Raw genomic sequence first — 24,506 nt, 5'->3', positions numbered from 1 at the left:
TATTGATAGGGGTAAGGTGGGCAATGCCCACCCTACTGGCTTTAGCGCACATCAGTGCACCCCTACGTTCAATTACAATCCCAATTCTTCGGCTAAATTATCGGCAATTAAGGTATTAATATCTCGAATCGTTATCCCCGCCTTTTTAACTATCTCCTTACGATGGAGAAAATCCTGAAAACTGGCATGATAAATACTGTAGCGGGTTTGTCCTTCAATCTGTTCCTCCCGTAAAAATTGATCCCAATCATCCAAAACTTCCTGCACGGTTAATTCATCTTCCTTCGCAAATTGGGAAATCAGTGAGGATGATACGGGTTTCCGGGCTTCCGCTAAAACATAGACGATTTTAATCTTGGTTCGCGGTAACGGTTTATCCTTCATCCCCATGCGTTGCCAATGCTGGTAATAATATTGCTGTAAACCTTGGGGTAAGTTGGCAAGATTTAAATCCTGATACGCGCCAGACTCGATATCTTCTAAGACATAGCGCAAATACATGAAGTTGCGATCGCTCTTTTGTGCCAGAGTGGTGATAAAGGTGGCTGTGTCTTGTCCCTGATTCTCTACCCACTGTTGTAATCCGGGCTTTTTCTTTACCTGTTGCTCAATATAACGCTGTACGTCTTGTAAACTTTCTGCCCCATACTCCATTAAATTAAATAGGTAGGGCTTATTCACCGTTAAGAGAACATGAGTCTGGCGTTTTGTCAAGATAAAATAAACGCCATTGGGCAAAGACTGGGGAAGATAGAGAACATTCGCCCCATCCGTCTGACTCTTCATCTCCACCTCATCCAACGCATCCACCGCAATCACGACGGGGGAATGGTGAGGGGCAATTTCGGTTAACAGTTGCGCTAAGAAATTGCCATCGCGGGTATTCTCTGGATGCAAAGGCAAATCATAAGGTAACTGATAGCGTTCAATTAACTGGCGGCAAACACTCTTGAGGAAATCATCAGCGCGATTAATGCCTTGCGATCGCACATTAAAGTATGCCACACATCCGGTCTGTCGCACATATTCGGCGAGTATGGCACTTTTGCCCACACCGGGATCAGCTTCAATAATAAAATAACCATTGGGCTGCTGCTGTAAGAAGTCCTGAATTGCCCCAAATACAAACTCCCGCCCGACAAATCCTTCTGTCTTCTCCGCAATTAGGGATTGAAACTGTAGGGGAACCGCCGGATGTGTAGATAACTGGTTATGGATGCGTTCTAACCAACCTTTAATTTCGCCCATATCTCGTCCTAGATTTGTCAGAGACGTTTCGATATCCTCAACTGTCACCTGCTGGCGTTTCAAATTACCGTTAATCTGAGTCAGCAATTGTCCCTGAATCATCTCCCGCAGTACCGGATTGTTCTGCATCTCCACTGCAAAATAGGCACACATCCGTTCAAACAAGCCCACCTGGGGAGTTACAGCCTTGGTTTGGTAAAGTGCGATCGCATGCTCCTGCTGTAAAATTACCTTGAGTTGCTGACGTACCACCTGAACCGTATCCCCAACCAACGCCCCATCTGGGGTTAACAGGGAGTCAATATCCGCTACAGGTGTCGCCGCTAATTCGCCAAATTCCCCCAATTCCTGCTTCTGCAAATCCGCCTTTAGCCGTTTTAACTTGTGGTCTAGCCAACTTACCTCATTTTTGTACTGAGGTGGACAATCCCAGATACTTTTATTCTCACCAATCAATTCACTCAGACACTCTTCCACCAAACTTTGCTGCGCCAACAAAAACGCCCGCCCCACCGCCCTTTGTATCGTCGGCGTCTCTCCAGGTTTCAGGCGATTCATCATCCTGATTAAAGTATCTAACCCCAAATCCGCCTTATTCCCAATAATCCCCGATAGGGCGGCGACAAAAACAAACCCTCCTAACCCGCTAATCAATTCCATCCCATCAGTCTCCTATCCCATAGCCTTAACCTCTATCTTGACATTGACCCAACCGCCATCCTCTAGGATATGTCCAGTAATAGCCATTCGTGGCAAGTAAAACATAGAGGCATTCCTCCTGAACGCCTCTCAATTATCAACCCAACTTTATCTTCTCCATACCGATAAAACTTGCATCTCAACCGCTAACCCCCTCTGCGTTCCTCTGCGCTTTCCCTCTGCGTTCCTCTGCGTTAAAAAAATACCCCATCCCCCCATCACCTTGTACTAATAATGTGTCCCCGACTTCCGATGATGCACAGCCGTTACCCCCTCCGATAATACCTTGCCATTCGTCACCACCCCATAAACCAACCAATGATCCCCACATTCCATCCGATTATCCACCGTACATTCCACATAAGCCAAAGCATCGCTAAGAATCGGACAACCATTTTCACCCGTCTCCGTCGCCACCCCCGCAAATCGGTCTTCCCCTGGGGCAAAGGGTTTGAGGAAATGCTTCATTAACCCCAAATGCTTCCCTTCCTCCAGAATATTCACCACAAATTGATCACCTTGATACATTAACGACTCAATCGCCCGGTCTTTCGCCACCGCTATCGTTAAACCCGGTGGAGTAAAGGTGGCTTGGGAAATCCAATCTGCCAACATCGCCCCAGTGAGTTCTCCCTGCTTCGCCGTAATAATACAAAGTGACCCAATTAACCGCCCCACAGCCTGTTCTGTGCGGGCAACTTGGGCATCACTGACGGGTTGGCGAGAAGTACGGGATTTCTTGGCTTTCTTCAAGGCTTGGGCAAAATCTGTTCCCGCTTCTTCCGCGTATTTCAATGTGGCTTCAGTGGGCTTAAATTTAACCCGAATCGTTTCAAAGCCAAACTGATACCCCGCATCCTTAAACTTATTTTCAATTAAGTCAATCGCTTCACCACTCCAGCCAAAAGACCCAAAAACACCCGCTAATTTCGTTTTTGTCGCCGTGGATAAAACAATCCCCAAAGCCGTTTGAATCTGGGTGGGTGCATGACCCCCTAAAGTAGGAGAACCCATAACAAACCCCTCCGCCTTTTCCACGGCGGTGCGAATCTCTTCCGGGTCAGCGATTTCGCAGTTAATGGATTCTACACCAACCCCAGCTTTAGTCATCCCCCGTGCGATCGCCTGGGCAACGGTACCGGTATTCCCATAAGCTGAAGCATACAACAGAGCGACGGTGATGTCTTGGGTTTTTTGCCTCTCACACCACTGGCGATAGGATTGGGTCAGGGGAATTAAGCTATAGCGTACCAATTGCCCATGACCTGTAGCATACAGCCTTGCTTGCACCTCCTCGACCTTATCCAGCGCCTTTTCCACCTGTCGCGCATGGGGTGCCATGACGCAATCGAAATAATAGCGGCGGTGTTCGCTAATCGTTGTCCAACCTTCATCTAATACTTGATCACCACATAGATGAGCACCAAATAACTTATCGGTAAAGAGAACTTCTGTATGGGGGTCGTAGGTACAAAGGGCATCGGGCCAACGAGAGTTGGGAGTGGGGATAAATTGCAGATGATGACCCTTACCTAAATCCAGGGTTTCATCCCCCCGTACCACAGTTATTTTTAAATCCGGTGCATCTAAGATACCACGCAGCGCGATCGCACCAGGATTGGAACAGACAAATTGAATCTGGGGGGCGAGTTTGAGTAAGGCTTTTAGGGTAACGCCTCGGTTAGGATTAACGTGACCGAGAATCACATAATCGATTTGTTTGGGGTCAATCCGGCGTTGCAGTTCCGTTAAAAAGATTTCGGTGAACGATTCGCCCGGAGGGTCAATCAGGGCGATTTTATCCGCTTGAATCAGATAGGAATTGGCGGTGGTGCCGCGTTGCAGGGCATATTCGATTTCAAATTTGAGTCTATCCCACGTCCGGGAACGGAGAACAGTGGTGTCGGAGGCGATGGGGAGGACTTGAACGTCGCGAGGGGTAGGAGAGTTCATGGTTTAGTTTGGGGTGAATGGTTTTTTTTAACGCAGAGGGGCGCAGAGGGAAGCGCAGAGGTTCGCAGAGGGGGTTAGAGGTGATTGACGACTCGTTTGATGCCGTCTTTGAGATGGATGACGTTGAAGTTGATTAGGAGTCCGAGTTTATGGTGGGAGAGTTTGAGGTAGGTTAGGAGTTGGGCGGTGTGGATGGGATGCAGGGCGTCAACGGCTTTGAGTTCAACCATGACTTTGTTTTCGACGAGGAGATCAACTCGATATCCACATTCAAGACGAATCTCTTCATAGACTAACGGTAATGGTTTCTGAGGTTCAAAGTTTAAGCCAGCCTTGTTCAGTTCATACCTCAAACAGGCTTCATAAGCTGACTCCAATAAACCCGGTCCCAACGCCGTGTGTACCTTCATCGCCAACCCAATGATCTTCCCCGACACCTCATTCTCAGTCATCCTCTGCGCCCCTCTGCGTTGACCTCTGCGAACCTCTGCGTTTTAATAGTAATTCCCCACTTTGCGATGGTGAACCGCCGTCAACGCATCCGCCTTAGACACTCGTCCAGCGTCAACGGAGGCATATACAATCCAATGGTCACTCAACTCCATCCGACTTTCGACCTTACATTCCACATAAGCCAACGCATCAGTGAGAATTGGCGATCCATTCGTCGCTGTTTGCGTCTTCACCCCTTCAAACCGATCGGCACCAGGGGGAAACCGCTTGAGGAAGTGCTTCATTAATGCCTGATAATTGCCCTCTTCTAGAATATTCAGCACAAAGCGATCGCTAACTTGCATTAACGACTCAATCGCCCGATCTTTAGCGACGGCGATGGTTAAGCCGAGGGGTTTGAAGCTGGCTTGGGATACCCAGGAGGCTAACATGGCACTCTTAATGTCACCTTTTTGGGCGGTAATAATATAGAGTCCGCCGCTGATCCGTCCTAGGGCTTTGTCGAGATCACTATCCAGGGATTTACGTTGCTTAATTTCGCGATCGCGGGTGAGGAGTTGCCCCATATCGGTTCCGGCTTCTTCGCAGAGTTGATAGGTGGCTTCGGTTGGGGTTTCTTTGACCCGAATCGCGGCAAATCCTTCTTTGAGTCCCAGGTTGCGGAATTGACTCAGCAGGGGGTCAATGGGTTCGTCATCCCCCCCATAAGATTCAAAGATACCCACGACTTGCTTTGATTTTACGGCAGCGAGGATGGTACTCACAGCGGCGGTGGCGGCTTTATTGGAGGCGGGAGGCATCGCGATCGCCATTCCCCCGGCGCGACTCACGGTTTCCTGGACTTCTTGCGGATCAGCCGATTTTAAGTCCATCATTTCCACACCCACCCCTGTTTTGGTGATGCCTCGGGCAATCGCTTGGGAGAGGCGATCGCTATATCCGTAATCGGATACGTAAAAGACTACCACAGAGGTTTCTGCTTTTGCCTGGGCTTGACTCCAGCGCCGATACCGATCCAACCATTCGGTGACATGATGAGATAACAAGGGACCATGACCCGTGGCGACGGTGGTTACTTCTGGGAGTTTATCCATCCGTTTCAGGGCGGAGAGAACGGAACGGGCATTGGGTGCCATTAAGCAGTCGTAGTAGAAGCGGAAGTCTGCTTCTATGGCACTCATGTCTTCGTCGTAGGTGCTATCAGAACAGTAATGCATCCCAAAAGCATCACAGGTAAACATCACTTGGGTTCCGGCATCGTAGCTGAAGATGGTGTCGGGCCAATGTAGGTTGGGGGCATTGACAAATTCCAAGATATGCCCTTTACCTAAATCCAGTTGATCGCCGTTTTTGACGATTTGCCGTTTGAAGGGTTGATGCACCAAGTCTTCCAGGAATTGAATCGCCACTTTTGAGCCGACGACGGTAATCTCTGGTGCGAGTTGGACGATATCCTTGACTAAGCCACTGTGATCGGGTTCAGTGTGGCTAATAATCAGATAATCAATCTGGCTGGGTTCAATGAGTCCCTTGAGGGTATCTAAGTAAAGTTCACGAAACTTTTCATGGGAGGTATCCACCAGAGCAATTTTCTCACCCCGAATCAGGAACGAGTTATAGGTGGTGCCGTTTTGCAGCCCAAACTCAATATCGAAGCGATCGCGATCCCAATCTAGGGAACGGATAGCCGTTGTATCTGGCGCGATTTCGCCCGTCTGCATGGTTAAGCGCTTCTGGGTGCGATCGGTGAGTACTACCATTGATGTTGACTCCTGTATCAGCAACGTTTATTAAAAGATTTATTTTTTCTTCATTTTTACACGATTAACCCCAGAGGCTTTATCAGAAATCCTTATAGGTTCTGAGTAGAAATACTTATAAACCTTGTGAAAGATGATCGTTACCGCTTTGTCAACCTTCCTTGGTACTGATTCAGAGTCAGCAATGAGTATCACAATGCCTAGACTTGTATGAAGTGGCAATTGTTAAATGTAATTGTCTCAATTGTTTTCCTGAAAGTGTAATTATTTTTGGAAATTAATATTCATCTTCATATTTATTAACTTGTTGTTTTTGTGTTTCATCAGGAGCATTTAGATAGTGTATTAATTCTTCAATAACTATGAGTTCCATCTCTAACTGTCCTGTACTTAAGCTAGTTATAGTGTGCGTAACACCATGATACTGCCGAAGATCTAAGTTATTTTTGTCTAAAAGAGAAGTTATTTTATAATGCTGTATGTTAATGATAATCCAGACCGAAGGCTGATAATTGTCTTCGCCGAGTTTACTGCGCTTTTAAACAGAATCTATAGCATTTTGAATTGCTTCACAAAAGGGGTCATACCAACCGACGTAAGATTTCAAAATATTTTCAATTTCTCTTCTTAGTGCATTGGCTTGAGCCTCTGTACCAGCAGTAAGTTTAACCTTCAGGGGATCAAAAGAGCTAAAATTACTGAATTCCATGTTATAGTTACGGGGATTTATGCAGTACCTCTTTAGTATAGGTAGAATTAAGGAAGAATGCCAAAATTAGATAATTACTATGACCAAACTAACTCTAGAAATTCCCGATAACCTTGCCGAAGCGTTGCGAGTACCACCAACCGAACGCCTTCCCCGTCTGCGTCAGGAACTCGCCATCCGATTATACCAAAAGGGAATACTATCCTTCGGTAAAGCCCGAGAACTCGCACAAATGACTAAATGGCAATTTCACGAGTTGTTAGGTCAAGAAAGGATTGAACGGAGCTATGATCTAGAAGAATTGGAAGCAGACCTTGAAACACTGGAGTCTTTGGGTTGAGAGCCGTTACCAATTCTTCAATTTTAATTGCCCTAAGTACAATTGGGCAGCTTTCTCTGTTGCACCAGCGATTTCCTGATGGTGTGTTTCTCCCTCAAGCCGTTTGGAGAGAAGTTGTCGAAACTGGAAAAGGACAACCCGGCGCACAGGATGTGGCTTCAGCATCATGGCTGACTATTCGTCAAGTGACAAACACTTCTGTAATATCGCTGTTAAGGATAGAACTGGATGAAGGGGAAGCTGAAGCGATCGCTCTTTTTGCTGAAAACCCTGTAGACACTATTTTACTAGATGAGAAGAACGCACGGCGAGTAGCGCGGCAAATGGGTTTACCTGTATTAGGTACGGTGGGAATTCTAATTTGGGCGAAACAACAGGGTTTGATTATAACTCTAAAGGAACAACTAGACGCCTTACAAAATCAAGGTAAATTTCGCCTCAGCCAATCGCTCTATCAAGAAGCGCTGAACCGGGTTGGAGAGTAAATTAATGCTAGAATTAATTAAACAGAGATTATAGACAGCAGATTATCAGGCATTTATGGAAGCTTGGAATCTTCTGTCGTATACGGCAGGAGTTAAGGGATAACAGAGTGAGTGAAAAGAGCGATCGCTCCTCTACATGATGAATAGCCTGAGTTTTAACCGTTAAAGTTTCTTCGGTAACTCGCTATCCACTTCTGGAAAATAGCGGCGGATTACGGAACAATCAAATTTTGACATAATAGACGAGGCGGGTTCACGTTCCAGTAGGAATTCAAACGCCGCCTCGACTAATTGTTCAGGTGACACTTTACCTTGAGACCATTGGTCATAGTCTGACTGATTTAGGGTGACGTCGTAGTTATACTCGCGACTGTTTTCTAGTTTCACCTGAAAAGACCAGCCGTTGTCAAGTTCAGTGGCGGATTGGATGGTGATGTTAGCCATATCTAACGTTTGTCTGGTGTGCTTTTGTGTTGGGTAATCATCCCAAGTTGCGTTCGTGTCATTCTCAGCGAAGGGAAGAATCTCCGAGATACTTCGCTACACTGGGTTTGGCGAACCATGACAGATTACCTCTTTGACTGCAAGTTGGTATCAGCAGGAAAACCCAACAGTAGCTAGACTATCATTCCTGGGTGCGATCGCTGTTAATCACCGCTATTCGATAAAGTAAGGATAAAGCTCAATCCTCTACTCATGGCAACGTCTTCTTGGAAACCTAAAGGAAAATCTCTCCCGTCAACCGTGATTATTCGGTTTGGCAAGTTTGTCTGGACGACAATGTGGCAGATTATGATGTCCAAACTGGCACCACCCAGCAAAAAGGGAGAATACATTCGCCCAGAGAGTCAGTTTAGACAGACGATTGGTACAGATGCTGGAAATCCCTATCCACCCGCCCCAGGGCGCTATACTCTCTTTGTGGGACTCGGATGTCCTTGGGCGCATCGGACGCTTGTTGTTAGGGCGCTGAAGGGATTGGATGAGGTTATCGGAGTGTCTATTGTCTCGCCATCTTCAGATCAGGGAATCTGGGTGTTTGAGAAACCCGAAGAAGGCTGTCACACCTTGCCGGAATTATACCAGTTAGCCCAATCCGGTTACAGTGGACGTTCGACGGTGCCAGTCTTGTGGGATAACCAGACAAAGACGATTGTTAATAATGAGAGTGCAGAGATTATTGTTATGCTCAACTCTCAGTTTAATCAGTTTGCCCAAAATTCCGTACTTGACTTGTATCCAGAGGATCTGAAGTCCGCGATCGCTGAGTGGAATGATAAGATTTACCACAGGGTCAATAATGGGGTTTATCGCTGCGGTTTTGCCCAATCTCAAGAAGCTTATGATCAAGCCTGTGATGAACTGTTTACCACACTCAATGAAATTGATGCGGTATTAGAAACGAATCGCTATTTGTGTGGGGATAGAGTGACGTTGGCAGATGTGCGTCTATTTACAACCCTATTCCGTTTTGATATTGTTTACTATGGACTTTTTAAGTGCAACCGTCGCCGGATTAAAGACTATCAAAACATAGGTCCTTACCTGCGCGATTTGTATCAGCTTCCGGGGGTTGCGGATACCTGTGATTTGGAGAGTGTTAAGCGAGATTATTATGGGAATTTGTTTCCGCTGAATCCCGGCGGAATTATCCCCAGTGGTCCCGATGTGTCCAATCTTCTGGAAGCCCATCATCGGGAGATGGTTGGTAAAGTATCAGCGATCAACTGAACTGACTAGCTTTGAGTTGTCTGCATCCTGGCTGTCTGGGGACTTTTCCATGGGTTCGGAACTGTTGGTTATCGCTTGTAGCAATAGATAGTTTAGTACAGTTCGGATCGCGATAATCGCCGCTAGCTGTCCAATATCATTCCATTTCGGCGCGATCGTTGTTTTCAGGATACTCGCACCGATGAGAAAGCCTAATCCCAAGGAGAATGAGTAACCCATTTGCAGGCGACTTTCTTGGAACGCTGTGGCGGATTGAAAATTGATCAGATTGTGCTTGAGAAAAATAAATAAGGCTTTGATGATACCAATGGAAATCACAAAAAGTGCCAGCAATTGGCAGATATTTACAACAATGCTATTTAAGCTTCTTACCAGTGTTTCCATATCAATGTGCCTAGGTCAATTCAGGTCAAAACGTGGCTCATGCCTGTGGGTAGTATACCAATATCTAGAAAAGGAGAGGCTCCAAGGGGTATTATCTAATTTGAGGCAGATGCCAGAAATAAACTAGATAGAACGAGGGTTTCACGGGTAATACTGATGTTATAACAGCATGACTAACCAAGAAGAATATGAACAGAATAATGTATTAATTGATACAGTGGGCGGACTAACTCGTGCAGAATTACTCAAAATTATTACTCAAGCTATCCACCAGGGAATAACGGAACTAAATTTGTCAAACAAACGTATTACCAAAATTCCTGATGAAATTGCTCACCTTACTAATCTGCGATCGCTGAATTTAGCTAACAATCAGATAACAGAGATTCCTGCAGGAATTTCCCAACTCACGAATCTGCACTCCTTGACTTTAGCCAATAGTCACCTAACAGAGATTCCCGCAGGAATTTCCCAACTCACGAATCTGCGATCGCTGAATTTAGCCAACAATAAGGGAAATACCGGAAACTATTGCCAAACTCGCTAACCTAGAATGGCTTATTTTATCGAACAATCAGATAAGAGAGATACCAGAATTTATTACCAAACTCACTAACCGGTGGTGGCTTATTTTATCAAACAATCAGATAAGAGAGATGCCAAAATGTATTATTCAAAGCACTTCCATGCTGAGCCTGAAAGAGCTATATTTATCGAACAATCAGATAAGATAGATACCAGAAAGTATTGCCAAAAACACTTTTATATCGAGGCTGAGACAACTAAATTTATCGAAGAATCAAACAAGAGAGATGCCAGAATGGATTAGCCAATCAACCGACCGATACAAGCTGGATTTATAGCAATATTGATCACAGCAATTCCTCATCTCATCCTCCCGCATTCAGTACCATCTCAGTCATTAACTCCAAATCTGGCAGCATTGGCGAGATAATCCGCTCATTTCCCTGAAAAACCCGCTCTTCATAAAGCCCTATATTCTCATAACTCACTCTTATTGATGGCGTAAAGTAACGTTACGTTTATTGATATAGCGACCGCACCTAATAATAGAGACGTTCCGCCGGAACGTCTCTACAACAATTTTTACATCGCGTATTGTCAAATTTTTATCTCTTGATCACCCTTTAAAAATTGCCGCACCCCTTTGAGATAAACATCCGGGGCTTCCAACATCGGGAAATGAGCCGTATTTGGAATTTCCCAATACTCCACCTTGTCACTCAAAGCGGCTGCCCGTTGTCCTAAGGCAGAGGGAATAATTTGATCATATTCCCCCGCCACTAATAGCGTCGGTACTGTTAACTGGGCAAATTCCGATGGCATTACCTCCGCCGCATACTTACTCACCGACGTTAACATCGTCCCCAAGGCGGCATCATAATCCGCCATGATAAAATCTTCCAAAAATGCCCGACTCACCGTTCCCGGTAGAGGACGATGTAAAAATCGCGCCATAAATAACGCCCCAGCAAAGGGAATGCGTAAAAACCAGCGTGGGCGGTACTTTACCACATAACCGCCAAATTTATGAAAAGCGGCAAAGGATTTTTTCTCGTATTCAAAAATACCGCTACAGGTTAAAATTGCCCGTTCCACTTGCTCCGGATAGCGGTTGAGAAACATCGTCGCCACGGATGCGCCCATAGAATGAGCATTAATATAGACGCGCTTGAGAGCGAGCTTCTCTAACAACGCTGCCAAATCTTGGGCATAGTCCTCCATTTCATAGAGTAACCCGACGGGTTCTAGAGGAAGCCGCGATCGCCCGAATCCGCGCAAATCGTAAAGCAAACAATTAAACTGATCCGACAGCGCCTCAGCCGTACTTTGCCAATACCGAGCAGAACCGCCCCACCCATGAATGAAAACCATTACAGGCTTATCATCCAACGACTGAGACGCACCAATCCACTCATAGTAATGATCGACGCCGCGAACGTTAACTAGAGGCATTCTTAATTCGTTTTGATACCACCACTGATAAGTTTATGCCGATTCCGGCTTGGGTAGGGATGACGGATGCACCAGCAGTTCGGCTGTCGAACGTTTCTCCACCATTTCCCGGGTAATCGTACAGCGAGTCACATCTTTACGCGAGGGTAATTCGTACATTACCTCTAGCATCAACTCTTCCACAATACCCCGAAGCGCTCGCGCTCCCGTTTTTCGCCGATACGCTTCCTGAGCAATGGCTCGCAGCGAGTCTTCAGTAAACCCAAGCTGCACGTTATCCATCTTCAATAATTTCTGATATTGCTTCACCAGAGCATTGCGCGGCTGAGTCAAAATCGCGATCAGAGCTTCTTCATCCAAAGGATCAACCACAGCCGCGATCGGGATACGACCGATAAATTCCGGAATCATCCCGAACTTCACCAAGTCATCGGGTTCTAAATGTCGCAGTAAATCCGCCGCACGTTTTTCTTTCGAGTGACCTTCTCCCGGTTGAATAAAGCCGATTGAGCGCTTCCCTAAACGCTGTTCAATCACCTTCTCTAAGCCGACAAAGGCACCACCACAGATAAATAATATATTGCCTGTGTCAATCTGAATGCAGTCTTGATAGGGATGCTTACGTCCGCCCTGAGGTGGCACGTTGGCAACGGTTCCCTCTAGCATCTTCAGTAAAGCTTGCTGAACCCCTTCCCCAGAAACATCCCGCGTAATCGAAGGATTTTCGCTCTTGCGGGCAATTTTATCGATTTCATCGATATAAATAATTCCCCGTTGCGCTTCTTCAACATCCAAATCCGCCACCTGCAACAGCCGCAGTAAGATGTTCTCCACATCTTCACCCACATAACCGGCTTCCGTCAGCGTTGTTGCATCGGCGACAGCAAAGGGGACATCGAGTACAGACGCTAAGGTTTGAGCCAGTAATGTTTTACCACAACCAGTGGGTCCGAGGAGCAGAATATTAGACTTTTGCAGTTCCACCGCATCGTCTACCCCAGCTTTACCCTTTGCCTTGGCTTCGAGAAAACTTAGGCGCTTGTAGTGGTTATAAACAGCTACAGAGAGGACTTTTTTAGCATCATCCTGACCGATGACATGTTCATCAAGATACTTTTTCAGTTCCCGAGGTTTAGGAATCTGATTCAGTGACAAAGCTGATGTGCGAGTGCGACGTTTTTGTGGGGGTTCCGAGCGGGGAACTTGCTGGGGAGCCGGAGCGCTGGAATCGAGCAACTCCTCATCTAAAATTTCGTTACACAAATCTACACATTCGTCGCAAATGTAGACTCCCGGTCCAGCAATTAACTTGCGAACCTGCTCTTGAGACTTGCCACAAAATGAACATTTTAGATGGGAGTCGTATTTAGACATAAGGAGCCTCTTACTTAATAGAAGTGACGGTGGCGTCGCTCTTGAGATTCTCTCGCGAGATAACTTGGTCAACTAAACCATACTCTTTGGCTTCCGCTGCTGACAGAAAAAAGTCGCGCTCAGTGTCCGTGGCGATTCTTTCGTAAGGTTGACCTGTATGATACGCCATTAGCTCATTGAGCTGATTTTTATGATATAAAATTTCCTTGGCTTGGATTTCGATGTCAACGGCTTGTCCTTGGGCGCCGCCTAGCGGTTGGCTGATCATGATCCGTGCATTGGGCAGGGACATGCGTTTTCCGGGTGTTCCTCCCGTTAGCAGAATCACGCCCATATCCGTCGCCGCACCAAAACATATTGTGACAATATCGGGACGAATCTGTTGCATTGTGTCATAAATTGCCATCCCAGCAATCACTCCCCCTAATCCGAGAATAGGTCCGCCGGGGGAGTGAATGTAAATTTGGATATCCTTGGTTGGATCTTCGGCTTCTAAATACAGGAGCTGGGCAATGATCGAGTCAGCCACCACGTCATTGATTCTTGTTCCCAGAAACACAATCCGCTCCCGCAGTAGCCGCGAGTAAATATCAAACGCCCGTTCCCCTACGCCAGACTGTTCAATCACCATCGGTACGACGTTGCTTGAATGACTGTTTGTACTAACCGAGTCAATTTCCGGGGAACTCCAGCTTGTAAATGAGTGGTCAGGGAACTGGGATTGCAGCATAGAACAAGGAGTAAAGTATTGGTGTCAACAAGTGAATGTTTTTCCCGGCAGGCAGGTTTGAACACATTGGGCGGGAGTTAACCCACGTTAACTTCTACTCACCATTATGCCTTAGCAACATCAATAAGTGCTGAGGTTGGCGATTAAATCTTTTTCCCAAGACTGAGAGCTCCTGCTTTGTCTGGGTTAACTCCCCAAACCCCAAGTTTATTCGCTCGCTGCCGTTTGTTCAGAAGCATCAGGGGTGGGTGATGTTTCCTCGCTGTCTTGATCAGCCGTGGCTTCAGGCTGATCGGCGGCGTCTTCACTTGCCTCAGAGATAGTTTCCGGTGTATCCGTTGTTTCTTCTGTCGCTAGTGAGCCTTGAGGAACCAGTTCAATGGTAGCGTGTTCTTCCAACCATTCAAGGGCTTTCTCTTTGAGCAAATCGGCTTTAACGTACTCCCGCAAGCGTTGCGGATCGACATCTTGCCCTGCCAATTGTTTCATCACTTCTTGACATTTGGCATCCATCTGTTCATCATCCACAGTAAGTGATTCCCGTTTAGCCAGTTCCTCAAGGGCAAGGGATTGGCGCAGGCGTGCGATCGCATCGGGACGCGAACGCTGACGCAGTTGGGGCATCATTTCCGCTGTAAACACTTTCTGCAGATCCATCCCGTAGTTCTCCATCTGGATCGCAGTCTGGGTTAATATCGTCTGGACTTCCCGCTCAATCAGGGTTTCGGGTAGGTCAATCTCAACTTGTGCCACCAGCGCTTCGATCAGAGCGTTTTCTTTATTGGTTTTGGTTTCTTGCTCGGCTTTTTCGGTAAATTGTTCTGCCAAGGAGTCGCGCAATTCGCTGATGGTTTCCTCTTCGCTAATGTCTTGGGCGAAGTCGTCGTCGAGTTCGGGTAACTCTTTTTCCTTGAGTTCTTTGAGGGTAAGAGTAAAGACAGCACTCTTGCTGGCTAAATCCTCTCGCGGATAATCCTCCGGAAACGTCACCGGCACCTCTTTGGTTTCCCCCGGTGTCATGCCCACAATTCCCTGCACAATGTCAGCCAGAAACCGTCCTTCTTCGAGTTCCAGCTGAAAGTCAGTCGCCTCACCGCCAGAAATATCAACAGATTCCTCTCCCTCAGGTGTCAAACGACCCTTATAATCCACAACCGTCACATCACCCATTTGGGCGGGGCGCGATTCGACGGGAATCAGCGTGGCGTGCTGAACCTGACGTTCTGCCAAAAATTTATCCACCGCCTCAGGGTCTGACTTAACCTCTTCGGCTTTGACGCTGAGATTCCTGTAGTCTCCCAAATTGATTTCTGGAGGCACATCCACCGATGCCGAGAATGTTAACGGTTGTCCCGGCTGGAACTGACTCAGCAGTTCTTCAAAGGTGGAAACCAACTTATAGTTGCCCAGTGCCTCAATGGTTTCTTGGCTCAGGGCGTCCCGTAAACTATTTTGTACCAAATCTTCCAGCGCGGCTTCTTTGATCCGTCCCGGACCGAGGCGCTGGAGCAAAATTTGACGCGGCACCTTTCCCTTGCGAAACCCAGGAATGTTGGCAGAGCGGGCAAGATTTTGCACGACCTTCTCGTAGACCTTCTTGGTCGTTTCGGCGGGAATCTCAATTTCCAGACCGAGTTGGCTCTTGGGGAGTTTTTCCTGAGTAACTTTCATTGACGCTTTTTTTGGAGACAACTGAATTTTAGCTCTTTAGCGAATCCGGCGATAGGTTTCCCACGCCCTACTGCTGTTGCAGAGGTGGGATAAATCGCCAGTAATGCCAATCATAGTGGCATGGCATCCAGAATGGATGTGGTGTTCCTCGCCCATGTTATCCCTAAGTTTTCTGTTCTCAACACTTCCCCTCTCCACAGCGCCGAATGTAAAATCAAAGAACCGTATTGTTCAAAACTGGAACAAGTTCCCGACCAAACATAGACAGTCTGTACGTTCACCAAGTATCTATCCTGGGATAACGAGCGTGCTTGTGTAAGAGAGCGAAACACTCAGGCTAATGACAAAGGCTCCTCTACAAGCCCACGCTGTACTCGTAAGAGTCAGTGTGTAGAGCTGTCACAGGCTAATCCAAACACCTCATGATATGCTAGTCTGACAACTAGTTAATTTGAGTTCTAGTCATTGTTTCAGGGTATAAAAGAGACATAGATGGAGTCTGTCTGGAGGGGTTTCCGTATCTGATGATAGTACATTCAGAGCGTCTACAGCAGCGAATCTACCCTCTAGACCAGCTCGGCAGACGTTTTCCACTGTCGAAGCCGGGAGAACTGGGGCAGCCTTCTCCAGCAGACGTAGTCGGCTTCGTCTGGAAGCTGGGAAATAATTTTGACGAATGAGTTATCTATGTCACCCTGTACTAATGCATTGAGCTAGCCTACTCATCAAGTCCGAACGAGAACTGTTATCGTTAATCTGTCCCTTTAAGGGCAAGCCAACGGCAATATCTCAGTCAATTGGCGCGAACCTAGGTCTATCGTGTTATCACAGATAAACATCTTTTTTGTTAAAATCTTATGGATTTTGTCAGGATATAGATTAGATAATTTCCTTAATCGGATGCTGGGTGGGGGATGTTTGTCAATTTTCTATCGTACAAACTAGAGAAAGAGGGTAAGGTCTTGGTAGAGATTGATAGATGGTTTCCCAGTTCTAAACTCTGTTCAAACTGCTACTACCAGGTTGATGAAATGCCGCTAGAAGTGAGGGAGTGGACTTGCCCTGGTTGTGGTACTCACCATGATAGAGATGGTAACGCTTCAGCAAATATCGGAGCTGAAGGCATCAGAATAATACAGGCGGATGGGACAGCCGTCTGTGCTGAGGGAGGGGAAATAAGACCGAAGCGTGGACGTACAGACGCGCCATGGCGGGTCTGTACTAAACTAAGGCATTCCCCAATGAAATCAGAAGCCCATGCTATACCCGATAGGGTGAGCGCTGGGTAGTTCACTTGGTCTTTCTGGCTCAGTTAAATCACTCTCAACAGGATCGATGTGTTAAAAAAAATTGGAGGTAGATCATTTGTCTAGTCAAGTTCGCGTTGCTATACTGGGCGCAACGGGTGCAGTCGGCGCCGAGTTACTGGAATTACTAGAAACCCGCAACTTTCCCCTTACCCATCTAAAACTCTTAGCCTCACCCCGGTCGGCGGGACAAACTCTCCAGTTTCGAGGCGAATCCCTATCGGTGGAAGCCGTGGGGGAAGATTCATTTAAAGAGGTGGATTTGGTTTTAGCCTCGGCTGGTGGTTCAACATCTAAAGCTTGGGCATCTAAAGCAGTTGAGCAGGGAGCTGTGGTTGTTGACAATTCCAGTGCTTTTCGCATGAATCCTGATGTACCACTGGTTATTCCTGAGGTCAATCCGGAAGCGGCGGCGAAGCATAAAGGGATTATTGCCAATCCCAACTGCACGACAATACTAATGGCAGTAGCCGTTTGGCCTCTGCATCGGGTGCAACCCGTCCAACGGATTATTGCCGCTACCTATCAATCGGCTAGCGGTGCAGGTAGACGGGCGATGGAAGAACTAAAAGTACAGGCGCAGGCAATTTTGCAGGAGCAAACGCCACCAACGGAAAGCTTTCCCTACCCCTTGGCGTTTAACCTGTTTCCCCACAATTCTCCGTTGAATGATCAGGGGTATTGTGAGGAAGAGATGAAAATGGTTAATGAAACCCGCAAGATTTTCAATGATCCCCAGATCCGAATCAGCGCTACTTGTGTTCGAGTTCCTGTGCTGCGAGCTCACTCAGAAGCGATTAATCTAGAGTTTGCTCAACCTATGTCTGTCGCCACAGCCAAGGATCTACTTGCCAATGCACCGGGAGTGCGACTGGTGGAAGATTGGCAGGCGAATTATTTCCCCATGCCTATAGATGCTACGGGTAAGGACGATGTACTGGTGGGACGCATTCGACAAGACTTGTCTCATCCGTGTGGATTAGAGATTTGGTTGAGTGGTGACCAAATTCGCAAAGGGGCAGCTTTGAATGCCGTACAAATTGCCGAGTTGTTGGTGGAACGGAATTGGTTAAAGCCAGCAACAGCAATGATGGCTTATTAATTTGTTTGTCCTTGGTCATTTGTCCTTTGTTCAATCCTGTGGCAAAGCAGTTGTGCGTCTATTGTCGTTAGTTGAGAGTTGCTTAGCTCGATAACTAATGACCAATGGCTTATAACTAATGACTAATGACCAATGACCAATAACTAATGACCAAAGAGGAGTGAAATAAGGGTGGTCAATTTTGGACGTGTATTAACGGCAATGATTACGCCGTTTAAAGAAGACGGCAGTGTGAATTATCAGGTTGCTGAGGAATTAGCGGCTCATTTAGTACAGCAGGGTACCGATACCGTCGTCGTCTGTGGTACGACGGGTGAATCACCGACATTGACATGGGATGAAGAGTGCCAGTTATTTCAGGTGGTGCAAAAAGCGGTGGCGGGTAAAGCCAAGGTAATTGCTGGCACAGGGTCAAATTCCACCCAAGAAGCGATCTCAGCTACCCAAAAAGTCGCTAAACTAGGGGTAGATGGTTCATTACAAGTCGTTCCCTATTACAATAAACCCCCACAAGAGGGACTCTATAATCATTTCCAGGCAATTGCCAAATCCAGTCCTGACTTGCCTGTGATGCTCTATAATGTACCTAGCCGCACGGGTCAAAACCTCCAACCGGAAACCGTTGCCCGTTTAGCGGAAATTCCCAATATTGTAGCGATTAAAGAGGCAAGTGGCAGCTTCGAGCAAGGCAGTCAAGTGCGACGTTTAACACCACCGGATTTTGCCATTTACTCAGGAGAAGATTCCTTTACCTTAGCTTTATTAGCACTAGGGGCAAGTGGCGTAGTCAGTGTTTCCTCCCATCTAGTTGGTCGAGAACTCCAGCAGATGATCCAGGCTTTCCAAGCGGGTCAAACAGACCTAGCCAAAGACATTCACTTAAAGCTTTTTCCTTTATTTAAAGTCTTGTTTTGTACTGCCAATCCTATTCCACTCAAAGCTGCATTAAAACTCCAAGGATGGGATGTCGGTTCACCGCGTCCACCATTGAGTGATCTGCCTATGGAATTGCAACAACAAGTCAAGACGGTTCTCCAAGAGCTTTCTTTACTATAAATTCTCATCAATGTTCATATTAGGAGAGTTAAATTGCCCTTAAAATAAAACAAAACATTTATCTATGAACGGCTCTTAATTGTTTGGCTAAAGTAGCCTATTATCTGCCCCTTGCCCATTGAGGTGCTAGAGTGATCATTGATCGATAATTCCATATTTTTATCGATAAACTCTAGAAACAAGCTCAGTTTTCATAATAAAACGACTTGTTAGTCCAGTTGAATTCATGACAGCAGGCATTAAGCCAAGGATATCGTTTTGAATGGTAACCTCTTGTTCTTTCATGTCGGTTTTTGATAGCCGTTTTCAATTATTGATCAGATCTTATGTTCTTTCTTTTCGATAGGTTCACGCATAACTCGAATAAGAATGACTACCACTTCTAACAAACTTGAGTTAGTCTAGATTAGATTAAGATTAGTTTATTGCCCAAAATTTATTTTCTAAAAAACGGCAATTTTCAATTCAGGTTTAACGTTGTAATTAATGAGAAATAGAAATCTCAAAGGAGGCAAATTGACTAGTAATAAATCTTCAGCCGCTCTAAAAATAATTCCCTTAGGTGGGCTGCATGAAATTGGCAAAAATACCTGTATTTTCGAGTTCAACGATGAAATTATTCTCTTGGATGCAGGATTAGGATTTCCTAATGATGAAATGCACGGGGTTAATATCGTTCTGCCCGATATGACCTATTTGCGGGAAAATCGCCATAAAATCAAGGGCATGATTGTCACCCATGGTCACGAAGATCATATTGGTGGACTTCCCTATCACTTGAAGCAATTTGATATTCCCGTCATTCACGGACCTCGACTGGCGATGGCGCTGCTGAAAGGCAAACTCGAGGAAGCAGGAGTTGCCGATCGCACAAAGTTAAATTCGGTTAGTCCTCGTGACATGGTGCGGATCGGTTCTTACTTTATGGTTGAATATATTCGCAACACTCACTCCATTGCCGATAGTTTTACCGTAGCGATTCACACGCCCGTTGGGGTTGTTATCCACACCGGAGACTTTAAAGTTGATCATACCCCGGTCGATGGTGAATACTTTGATCTCCAGAGGTTAGCCGAACACGGTGAAAAAGGAGTGCTTTGTCTCCTCAGCGATTCTACCAACGCTGAAGTTCCCGGACACACCCCTTCCGAAGCGTCCGTCTATCCCAACCTGGATCGCATTTTCTCCCAAGCACCGGGACGAATCCTGGTCACCACATTTGCCTCATCGGTTCATCGAGTGCAACTCATCTTAAATCTGGCACAAAAACAAAACCGAGTGGTGTCGGTTGTCGGTCGTTCCATGCTCAATGTTATTGCTCAAGCTCGGAATCTGGGGTATATAAAATGTCCCGATAGCTTATTTGAGCCACTCCACGCCGCCCATAGTTTACCCCCAGAAAAAGTGTTAATTTTAACCACTGGGTCTCAAGGTGAACCCCTGGCTGCTCTCACCCGTATTTCCAAAGGAGAACACCGGAAACTGAAAATTCAAGAAGGTGACACGGTTGTTTTCTCTGCTAATCCCATTCCCGGTAATACAATCGCCGTTGTAAATACAATTGATCGCCTGATGATGCAAGGGGCAAACGTGATCTATGGACGCCATCAAGGGATTCACGTTTCGGGTCATGGCGCTCAAGAAGATCATAAGCTGATGCTCGCCTTGACGCGACCCAAGTTTTTCATGCCCGTTCACGGGGAACATCGGATGCTGATCCAACATGGGAAAATGGCACAAAGTATGGGTATACCAGCAGAAAATATTGTGATTACCGATAACGGGGATGTGGTGGAATTAACCGAGGATAGTATTAGCGTTGTCGGTCAAGTCCCCTCTGGTATTGAGCTAGTGGATCGATCAGGTATCGTGCATCATGAAGTGCTTAAGGAACGTCAGCAGCTTGCAGGAGATGGTGTAGTGACTGTCGCCGCCGCCGTAAGTTGGGAGGGTAAACTCCTCGCCCAACCGGAAATACACCTGCGGGGTGTGGTCGCCAGTGTGGAGAAATCCTTGCTTCAGCAGTTAGTGATTAAGACGATTGAACGAACATTGAGCGATGGGTGGACAGACTTTGCCAAATCCTTTGATGACAAAAAACAACCAGAAATTGACTGGACAGGATTGCAACAGAAAATTGAGCGGGATATAGAACGGTTAACTCGCCGCGAACTTCAAAGCCGTCCTCTAGTGGTTTTCTTACTACAAAATCCAGAGGAAGCTCCTGTGAAAACGGTAGGACGTCGGCGTCAGCGTACAGCAGCTAAGGCTGCTTCTTAGATTATTCCGACTGTAGAGACGTACCATGGTACGTCTCTACAATGTTGATAGGATGCCATCAAGTCTGATTGGGTTGGTATTTTGTAGGTTGGGTTGACGCAGGAAACCTAACTTATTCTTTTAGGCATTGAGACTTCCCTCACATCAACCCAATTGATAGATAGATGAAACATTATCAAAAAATTCAATTAATCGACAGCTTTTGTTATTTAAATTCTTCGGCAATACAGCCTGCTGCGTTAAATTGTTCAAGTACGCTAGAGCCATTGTCCCAATAGCCAAAAGATTCAAGAGTGGACAGTGATCACCTTCTCCCTCAAATCAACTCCAGCGTTCAATCTCTACGGGGAAGATAATAAAGTCGCTACGAATCCAGCCGATCTCTGTGGACTTGGGAAACTGCACCTTGCACCAGTTGAGGTTGCTGCCCAGTGTGTCGTTGTCTTGGCGACATTCCAAAACGGTGACGCGATCGCCCACGAGTCCATACCCATTCGTGCCAGAGTTAAGGGTGGGCTGCTGCCGCAGGTTAATGCGCGATCCAACATTGTTTCCTCTTAAGGTGCCAATCCGAGTATCTGGAAACCAATACACGTATATCTTTTCGTAGCGGAGTTGGAAAATCAGACCCCGACTGCCTAATCCTGCCTGCCGATAGACAGCATCGCCAGCCGCATCTGTATAGTTGCCAGGAGAGTTACCCACAGGGTTAAATTCGTACAAGACATCACCGTTTATGGCAATCGCGATAAAACCTTGGTGTTGGGAAAATATGCAGGGCATACTAGAGGATGCCCTATCTTCCCCGATGGGATAAAAATCACAGTAAGCGGGAGTATCTGCCCGAGATAGTAAGCTTAAAGCCGATACAGAAATCATCGTAATTGTTGCCCAAAAAACTGTTAAACTTTTCATCGGAATAACTCAACTATTTGAATCGGGTTTGTTTGGGTTCTGACGGGGAGTCAACCTTCCTGGTAATTGAAGGAGGTGAACTTTTTGTTGAAACGCTCAGCAAATGATAAATAAACTGGGATAAGTTTTTTCAGTAATGCATAAGAAGAGTCCAAAACCACCAAGAATCAAAAAGGGACTAGATATCAATTTCACTGCCCAAATCCATTTGCTTTGGTCTTTAAGAGTTAAGTGAGTCGGAGTATGTTGTAAAATTTTTATGGGAATTTCTCCATCTACATTCCACTTTTGCTTTAGATTATTAGAAACTTGCTGCTGAAGTGGTTTTCCATAAGATGTATTCAGAAAACTACGGATCAGCTCGGCAAGTTCAAGCGCTTGCTCTCGCTGCCAGAGATAGCTTGTCGATAAAAGTCCAAAAAAATGTATTTTTTTACGAGATGTTATTTCTAAAATAACTTTATAGAATACTAATAACTTCATTAAAAAATTTATGGGTTCTACCTACCGATTTGGTAATTCAGTAGCCATAGATGGGAGTAATGCTATTATTGGCTCCGACCAGCACAGAGATAAAAGAGTAGAAGTAACAGAAATCCCTTCAGAATTTCAAAAACTTCATTTTGATTAGACATAGATTGAGTCAAAATAACACTCTTGCTACGTTTTCAAAATTGGCAAATATCTGGGGGACTGACTGGGCAAGTTGGTTGTGCATTAGCGGAGCTATCCAAAGAAATCTCATTGCCTTCAAGAAAAAGCATCGTCAGATTTGTGAGTCCTGATAGAGGGCTGACATCTTTGATTTGATTGTTGTTGAGCAGAAGCATCTCCAGATTTGTGAGTCCCGCTAGCGGGCTAACATCTGTAATTTGGTTTTCACTGAGGGCAAGCCACTTGAGGTTAGTGAGTCCCGCTAATGGGTTAATATCTGCAATCTGGTTATCATCAAGTTGAAGTGTCTGAAGGTTAGTGAGTCTCGCTAGAAAGCTAATATATTTGATTTTATTATCATTAAGACTAAGCCAATAAAGATTGGGAAGTTCTGCTAAAGTGATATCGGTGATTTGGTTATTGCTAAGGTGAAGCTCTTTCAAGTTGGTGAGTTTCACGAGGTGGACGGTAGCTATTTGATTGTTGTTAAGGACTACTGTCTCAAGGTTTTTGAGTTCTTTTAGTGGATGGATGTCGGTGATTTGGTTGTCATCAAGTAGAAGCCAACTCAGGCTGGTTAATCCGACTAAAGAACGGATATCTTTCACTTTATTGTTGATGAGTTGAAGTGTCTCAAGGTTAGTGAGTTCGGCTAGAGGACTAATATCGCTAATTTGGTTTTGATTAAGGACAAGTGTATTCAGGTTAGTGAGTCCGGCTAGAGGACTAATATTGGTAATTTGGTTGTAATCTAAGTAAAGCACCTCTAAGTTAGTGAGTCCTGATAAAGGACTCAGGTCACTGATTCCTGTTCTGTTTCTGTTTAGGTAAAGCTCAGTACGACTTGACAGATTTTTAGTAGCTAGTTCACAATCACTCGTGCCTGCTGCTTCTAAAAGCACCTCCACCGTTTTTCTCGTCTCGGCTGACAAACTTTCTTTTTGAAGACAAAAATCCCGAAAAGAACTCCCCAGACTGGGTTCGGCGGCTTGAGTGATTCCCCATCCCCAGACACTGAACATGAAGACACTTGTGATCAGAACAACGGCGTTAGTCGATTTCATGGTTAAGGCTGGTGGGCATTGCCCACCCTAGGGTATATCAAAGGTTTCGGCGATCCAAAATACTGATTTTAGGTTCAATCCTCCTCAGTGTCTGTATCGGTGTAGCCATCGTGCGTATTGCCTCTCGATTTCAGATTTATGCAAAAAGTAGCTGGCGCGATCGCATTCCTTTGCCGATCTCAGATGAGTGACTACCAGATAGGCAGATAGGGGATTGAGCAGAGGCAACCTGACCCCATGGAGCGGATATCGATGAATCGCCGATACCAGAGCAATCCCGAAGATTTTGCGATCGCTTCCTCAACTATCAGTTAACCTGATAACCTTAATGAGTTATGCTTATAAGTGGTGTCACGGACACCGCTACTGCGAGTGAACTGAACTTCAGTTAGATTACTGGTGCCCCCAAGTTCAGCCTCTGGCAACATGAAAATCAGCACTCTAGCTTTGATAATGGGGATAAATCAACAATTATCGTAAGGATTCAGGGGTCGTGGAAATCCGATGAAGGGGGAAGGCTTCGCCTCGTTTTGGCTATGAGTCGAGTACAGCAGTTTGGCAGAGGCGAAGGCTTGCCCCTTTTGCTCCGGCACGGAGAGAACTAACTGAGTGGG

At 46.0% G+C, this 24,506-nt stretch carries 23 protein-coding genes and 2 pseudogenes; 11 read left to right on the top strand and 14 right to left on the bottom strand.

What is annotated here, in order from left to right; genetic code table 11:
• Positions 1-72: 72 nt before the first annotated feature.
• The 5 genes from RID09_RS22720 to RID09_RS22700 form a co-directional block, all read right to left on the bottom strand.
• Positions 73-1,908, bottom strand: a complete 1,836-nt coding sequence (locus RID09_RS22720) for a hypothetical protein (RefSeq protein WP_446338190.1) — start codon at positions 1,906-1,908, stop codon at positions 73-75.
• A gap of 267 nt (positions 1,909-2,175) precedes the next feature.
• Complete coding sequence (locus RID09_RS22715; RefSeq protein WP_446338189.1) at positions 2,176-3,900, bottom strand: diflavin flavoprotein; 1,725 nt, start codon at positions 3,898-3,900, stop codon at positions 2,176-2,178.
• 74 nt (positions 3,901-3,974) lie between these two features.
• Positions 3,975-4,352 carry a GxxExxY protein gene (locus tag RID09_RS22710; RefSeq protein ID WP_446338188.1) on the bottom strand — a complete coding sequence of 126 codons (378 nt, stop codon included), beginning with the start codon at positions 4,350-4,352 and terminating at the stop codon, positions 3,975-3,977.
• Positions 4,353-4,394: 42 nt separating this feature from the next.
• Positions 4,395-6,113, bottom strand: a complete 1,719-nt coding sequence (locus RID09_RS22705; protein ID WP_446338187.1) for a diflavin flavoprotein — start codon at positions 6,111-6,113, stop codon at positions 4,395-4,397.
• A gap of 538 nt (positions 6,114-6,651) precedes the next feature.
• Complete coding sequence (locus tag RID09_RS22700) at positions 6,652-6,822, bottom strand: hypothetical protein (protein WP_446338186.1); 171 nt, start codon at positions 6,820-6,822, stop codon at positions 6,652-6,654.
• Positions 6,823-6,901: 79 nt separating this feature from the next.
• On the opposite strand from RID09_RS22700, the gene RID09_RS22695 reads away from it, so the two are divergent.
• Entirely contained in the window at positions 6,902-7,162 is a 261-nt protein-coding gene (locus tag RID09_RS22695; RefSeq protein WP_446338185.1) for a UPF0175 family protein, read from the top strand.
• Positions 7,159-7,647 carry a DUF3368 domain-containing protein gene (locus RID09_RS22690; RefSeq protein ID WP_446338184.1) on the top strand — a complete coding sequence of 163 codons (489 nt, stop codon included), beginning with the start codon at positions 7,159-7,161 and terminating at the stop codon, positions 7,645-7,647. Before RID09_RS22695 ends, RID09_RS22690 begins: the two co-directional genes overlap by 4 nt.
• Positions 7,648-7,809: 162 nt before the next feature.
• Here the strand turns inward: RID09_RS22690 and RID09_RS22685 are convergent, their stop codons facing one another.
• A complete protein-coding gene (locus RID09_RS22685) occupies positions 7,810-8,091 on the bottom strand; it encodes a hypothetical protein (RefSeq protein WP_446338183.1) in 282 nt (93 codons plus the stop codon).
• Between the two features lie 252 nt (positions 8,092-8,343).
• Between RID09_RS22685 and RID09_RS22680 the strand changes: the two genes are divergently transcribed.
• Positions 8,344-9,378 (top strand): glutathione S-transferase family protein, encoded by a 1,035-nt coding sequence (locus tag RID09_RS22680; RefSeq protein WP_446338182.1) that lies wholly within the window; start codon positions 8,344-8,346, stop codon positions 9,376-9,378.
• Here RID09_RS22680 and RID09_RS22675 read toward each other — a convergent pair.
• Positions 9,364-9,762 carry a DUF1622 domain-containing protein gene (locus RID09_RS22675; RefSeq protein WP_446338181.1) on the bottom strand — a complete coding sequence of 133 codons (399 nt, stop codon included), beginning with the start codon at positions 9,760-9,762 and terminating at the stop codon, positions 9,364-9,366. The two genes, RID09_RS22680 and RID09_RS22675, sit on opposite strands and share 15 nt — an antisense overlap.
• A 169-nt stretch (positions 9,763-9,931) precedes the next feature.
• Between RID09_RS22675 and RID09_RS22670 the strand changes: the two genes are divergently transcribed.
• The 3 genes and pseudogenes from RID09_RS22670 to RID09_RS22660 all read left to right on the top strand — a co-directional run bounded on the left by RID09_RS22670 (position 9,932) and on the right by RID09_RS22660 (position 10,591).
• Positions 9,932-10,309 carry a leucine-rich repeat domain-containing protein gene (locus RID09_RS22670; RefSeq protein ID WP_446338180.1) on the top strand — a complete coding sequence of 126 codons (378 nt, stop codon included), beginning with the start codon at positions 9,932-9,934 and terminating at the stop codon, positions 10,307-10,309.
• Positions 10,272-10,367 (top strand): annotated as a pseudogene (locus RID09_RS22665) (hypothetical protein); the annotation flags it as partial. The gene RID09_RS22670 and the pseudogene RID09_RS22665, both read left to right, overlap by 38 nt.
• A 17-nt stretch (positions 10,368-10,384) precedes the next feature.
• Positions 10,385-10,591 (top strand): hypothetical protein, encoded by a 207-nt coding sequence (locus RID09_RS22660; protein ID WP_446338179.1) that lies wholly within the window; start codon positions 10,385-10,387, stop codon positions 10,589-10,591.
• Between the two features lie 293 nt (positions 10,592-10,884).
• Here the strand turns inward: RID09_RS22660 and RID09_RS22655 are convergent, their stop codons facing one another.
• The 4 genes from RID09_RS22655 to tig form a co-directional block, all read right to left on the bottom strand.
• A complete protein-coding gene (locus tag RID09_RS22655) occupies positions 10,885-11,739 on the bottom strand; it encodes an alpha/beta fold hydrolase (protein ID WP_446338178.1) in 855 nt (284 codons plus the stop codon).
• 33 nt (positions 11,740-11,772) lie between these two features.
• Positions 11,773-13,113: an ATP-dependent protease ATP-binding subunit ClpX gene (gene clpX, locus RID09_RS22650; protein ID WP_446338177.1), complete on the bottom strand. Its 1,341-nt coding sequence runs from the start codon at positions 13,111-13,113 to the stop codon at positions 11,773-11,775.
• A 10-nt stretch (positions 13,114-13,123) separates the two neighbouring features.
• Entirely contained in the window at positions 13,124-13,843 is a 720-nt protein-coding gene (gene clpP, locus RID09_RS22645) for an ATP-dependent Clp endopeptidase proteolytic subunit ClpP (protein WP_446338176.1), read from the bottom strand.
• Between the two features lie 207 nt (positions 13,844-14,050).
• On the bottom strand, positions 14,051-15,514 hold the full coding sequence (gene tig, locus RID09_RS22640; RefSeq protein WP_446338175.1) for a trigger factor: 1,464 nt from the start codon (positions 15,512-15,514) through the stop codon (positions 14,051-14,053).
• Between the two features lie 120 nt (positions 15,515-15,634).
• Between tig and RID09_RS22635 the strand changes: the two genes are divergently transcribed.
• The 5 genes and pseudogenes from RID09_RS22635 to RID09_RS22615 all read left to right on the top strand — a co-directional run bounded on the left by RID09_RS22635 (position 15,635) and on the right by RID09_RS22615 (position 21,259).
• Positions 15,635-15,778 carry a hypothetical protein gene (locus RID09_RS22635; protein ID WP_446338174.1) on the top strand — a complete coding sequence of 48 codons (144 nt, stop codon included), beginning with the start codon at positions 15,635-15,637 and terminating at the stop codon, positions 15,776-15,778.
• Positions 15,779-16,410: 632 nt separating this feature from the next.
• Positions 16,411-16,874: pseudogene (locus tag RID09_RS22630) on the top strand (RNA-guided endonuclease InsQ/TnpB family protein); the annotation flags it as partial.
• A gap of 5 nt (positions 16,875-16,879) precedes the next feature.
• Positions 16,880-17,923, top strand: a complete 1,044-nt coding sequence (locus RID09_RS22625) for an aspartate-semialdehyde dehydrogenase (protein ID WP_446338173.1) — start codon at positions 16,880-16,882, stop codon at positions 17,921-17,923.
• A 171-nt stretch (positions 17,924-18,094) separates the two neighbouring features.
• Complete coding sequence (gene dapA / locus RID09_RS22620) at positions 18,095-18,979, top strand: 4-hydroxy-tetrahydrodipicolinate synthase (RefSeq protein WP_446338172.1); 885 nt, start codon at positions 18,095-18,097, stop codon at positions 18,977-18,979.
• Positions 18,980-19,465: 486 nt separating this feature from the next.
• Complete coding sequence (locus tag RID09_RS22615; RefSeq protein WP_446338171.1) at positions 19,466-21,259, top strand: ribonuclease J; 1,794 nt, start codon at positions 19,466-19,468, stop codon at positions 21,257-21,259.
• 321 nt (positions 21,260-21,580) lie between these two features.
• Here RID09_RS22615 and RID09_RS22610 read toward each other — a convergent pair whose 3' ends face one another.
• The 3 genes from RID09_RS22610 to RID09_RS22600 all read right to left on the bottom strand — a co-directional run bounded on the left by RID09_RS22610 (position 21,581) and on the right by RID09_RS22600 (position 23,892).
• The gene (locus RID09_RS22610) at positions 21,581-22,174 is read right to left on the bottom strand and encodes an SH3 domain-containing protein (RefSeq protein WP_446338170.1); all 594 of its coding nucleotides are present in this window, start codon (positions 22,172-22,174) and stop codon (positions 21,581-21,583) included.
• A gap of 96 nt (positions 22,175-22,270) precedes the next feature.
• Positions 22,271-22,657 carry a hypothetical protein gene (locus RID09_RS22605; protein WP_446338169.1) on the bottom strand — a complete coding sequence of 129 codons (387 nt, stop codon included), beginning with the start codon at positions 22,655-22,657 and terminating at the stop codon, positions 22,271-22,273.
• Between the two features lie 185 nt (positions 22,658-22,842).
• The gene (locus RID09_RS22600) at positions 22,843-23,892 is read right to left on the bottom strand and encodes a leucine-rich repeat domain-containing protein (RefSeq protein WP_446338168.1); all 1,050 of its coding nucleotides are present in this window, start codon (positions 23,890-23,892) and stop codon (positions 22,843-22,845) included.
• Positions 23,893-24,506 lie beyond the last annotated feature (614 nt).

The organism is Coleofasciculus sp. G1-WW12-02, from assembly GCF_040219735.1.
Classification (GTDB): Bacteria; Cyanobacteriota; Cyanobacteriia; order Cyanobacteriales; family Coleofasciculaceae; genus Coleofasciculus.
This window is presented reverse-complemented; position numbering and strand designations above follow the sequence as displayed.

Coding starts and splice junctions, on each gene's coding strand:
- RID09_RS22720 (WP_446338190.1), bottom strand. CDS start 1,908: ATGGAATTGATTAGCGGGTTAGGAGGGTTTGTTTTTGTCGCCGCCCTA.
- RID09_RS22715 (WP_446338189.1), bottom strand. CDS start 3,900: ATGAACTCTCCTACCCCTCGCGACGTTCAAGTCCTCCCCATCGCCTCC.
- RID09_RS22710 (WP_446338188.1), bottom strand. CDS start 4,352: ATGACTGAGAATGAGGTGTCGGGGAAGATCATTGGGTTGGCGATGAAG.
- RID09_RS22705 (WP_446338187.1), bottom strand. CDS start 6,113: ATGGTAGTACTCACCGATCGCACCCAGAAGCGCTTAACCATGCAGACG.
- RID09_RS22700 (WP_446338186.1), bottom strand. CDS start 6,822: ATGGAATTCAGTAATTTTAGCTCTTTTGATCCCCTGAAGGTTAAACTT.
- RID09_RS22695 (WP_446338185.1), top strand. CDS start 6,902: ATGACCAAACTAACTCTAGAAATTCCCGATAACCTTGCCGAAGCGTTG.
- RID09_RS22685 (WP_446338183.1), bottom strand. CDS start 8,091: ATGGCTAACATCACCATCCAATCCGCCACTGAACTTGACAACGGCTGG.
- RID09_RS22680 (WP_446338182.1), top strand. CDS start 8,344: ATGGCAACGTCTTCTTGGAAACCTAAAGGAAAATCTCTCCCGTCAACC.
- RID09_RS22675 (WP_446338181.1), bottom strand. CDS start 9,762: ATGGAAACACTGGTAAGAAGCTTAAATAGCATTGTTGTAAATATCTGC.
- RID09_RS22670 (WP_446338180.1), top strand. CDS start 9,932: ATGACTAACCAAGAAGAATATGAACAGAATAATGTATTAATTGATACA.
- RID09_RS22655 (WP_446338178.1), bottom strand. CDS start 11,739: ATGCCTCTAGTTAACGTTCGCGGCGTCGATCATTACTATGAGTGGATT.
- clpX (WP_446338177.1), bottom strand. CDS start 13,113: ATGTCTAAATACGACTCCCATCTAAAATGTTCATTTTGTGGCAAGTCT.
- clpP (WP_446338176.1), bottom strand. CDS start 13,843: ATGCTGCAATCCCAGTTCCCTGACCACTCATTTACAAGCTGGAGTTCC.
- tig (WP_446338175.1), bottom strand. CDS start 15,514: ATGAAAGTTACTCAGGAAAAACTCCCCAAGAGCCAACTCGGTCTGGAA.
- RID09_RS22635 (WP_446338174.1), top strand. CDS start 15,635: ATGGCATCCAGAATGGATGTGGTGTTCCTCGCCCATGTTATCCCTAAG.
- RID09_RS22615 (WP_446338171.1), top strand. CDS start 19,466: ATGAGAAATAGAAATCTCAAAGGAGGCAAATTGACTAGTAATAAATCT.
- RID09_RS22610 (WP_446338170.1), bottom strand. CDS start 22,174: ATGAAAAGTTTAACAGTTTTTTGGGCAACAATTACGATGATTTCTGTA.
- RID09_RS22605 (WP_446338169.1), bottom strand. CDS start 22,657: ATGAAGTTATTAGTATTCTATAAAGTTATTTTAGAAATAACATCTCGT.
- RID09_RS22600 (WP_446338168.1), bottom strand. CDS start 23,892: ATGAAATCGACTAACGCCGTTGTTCTGATCACAAGTGTCTTCATGTTC.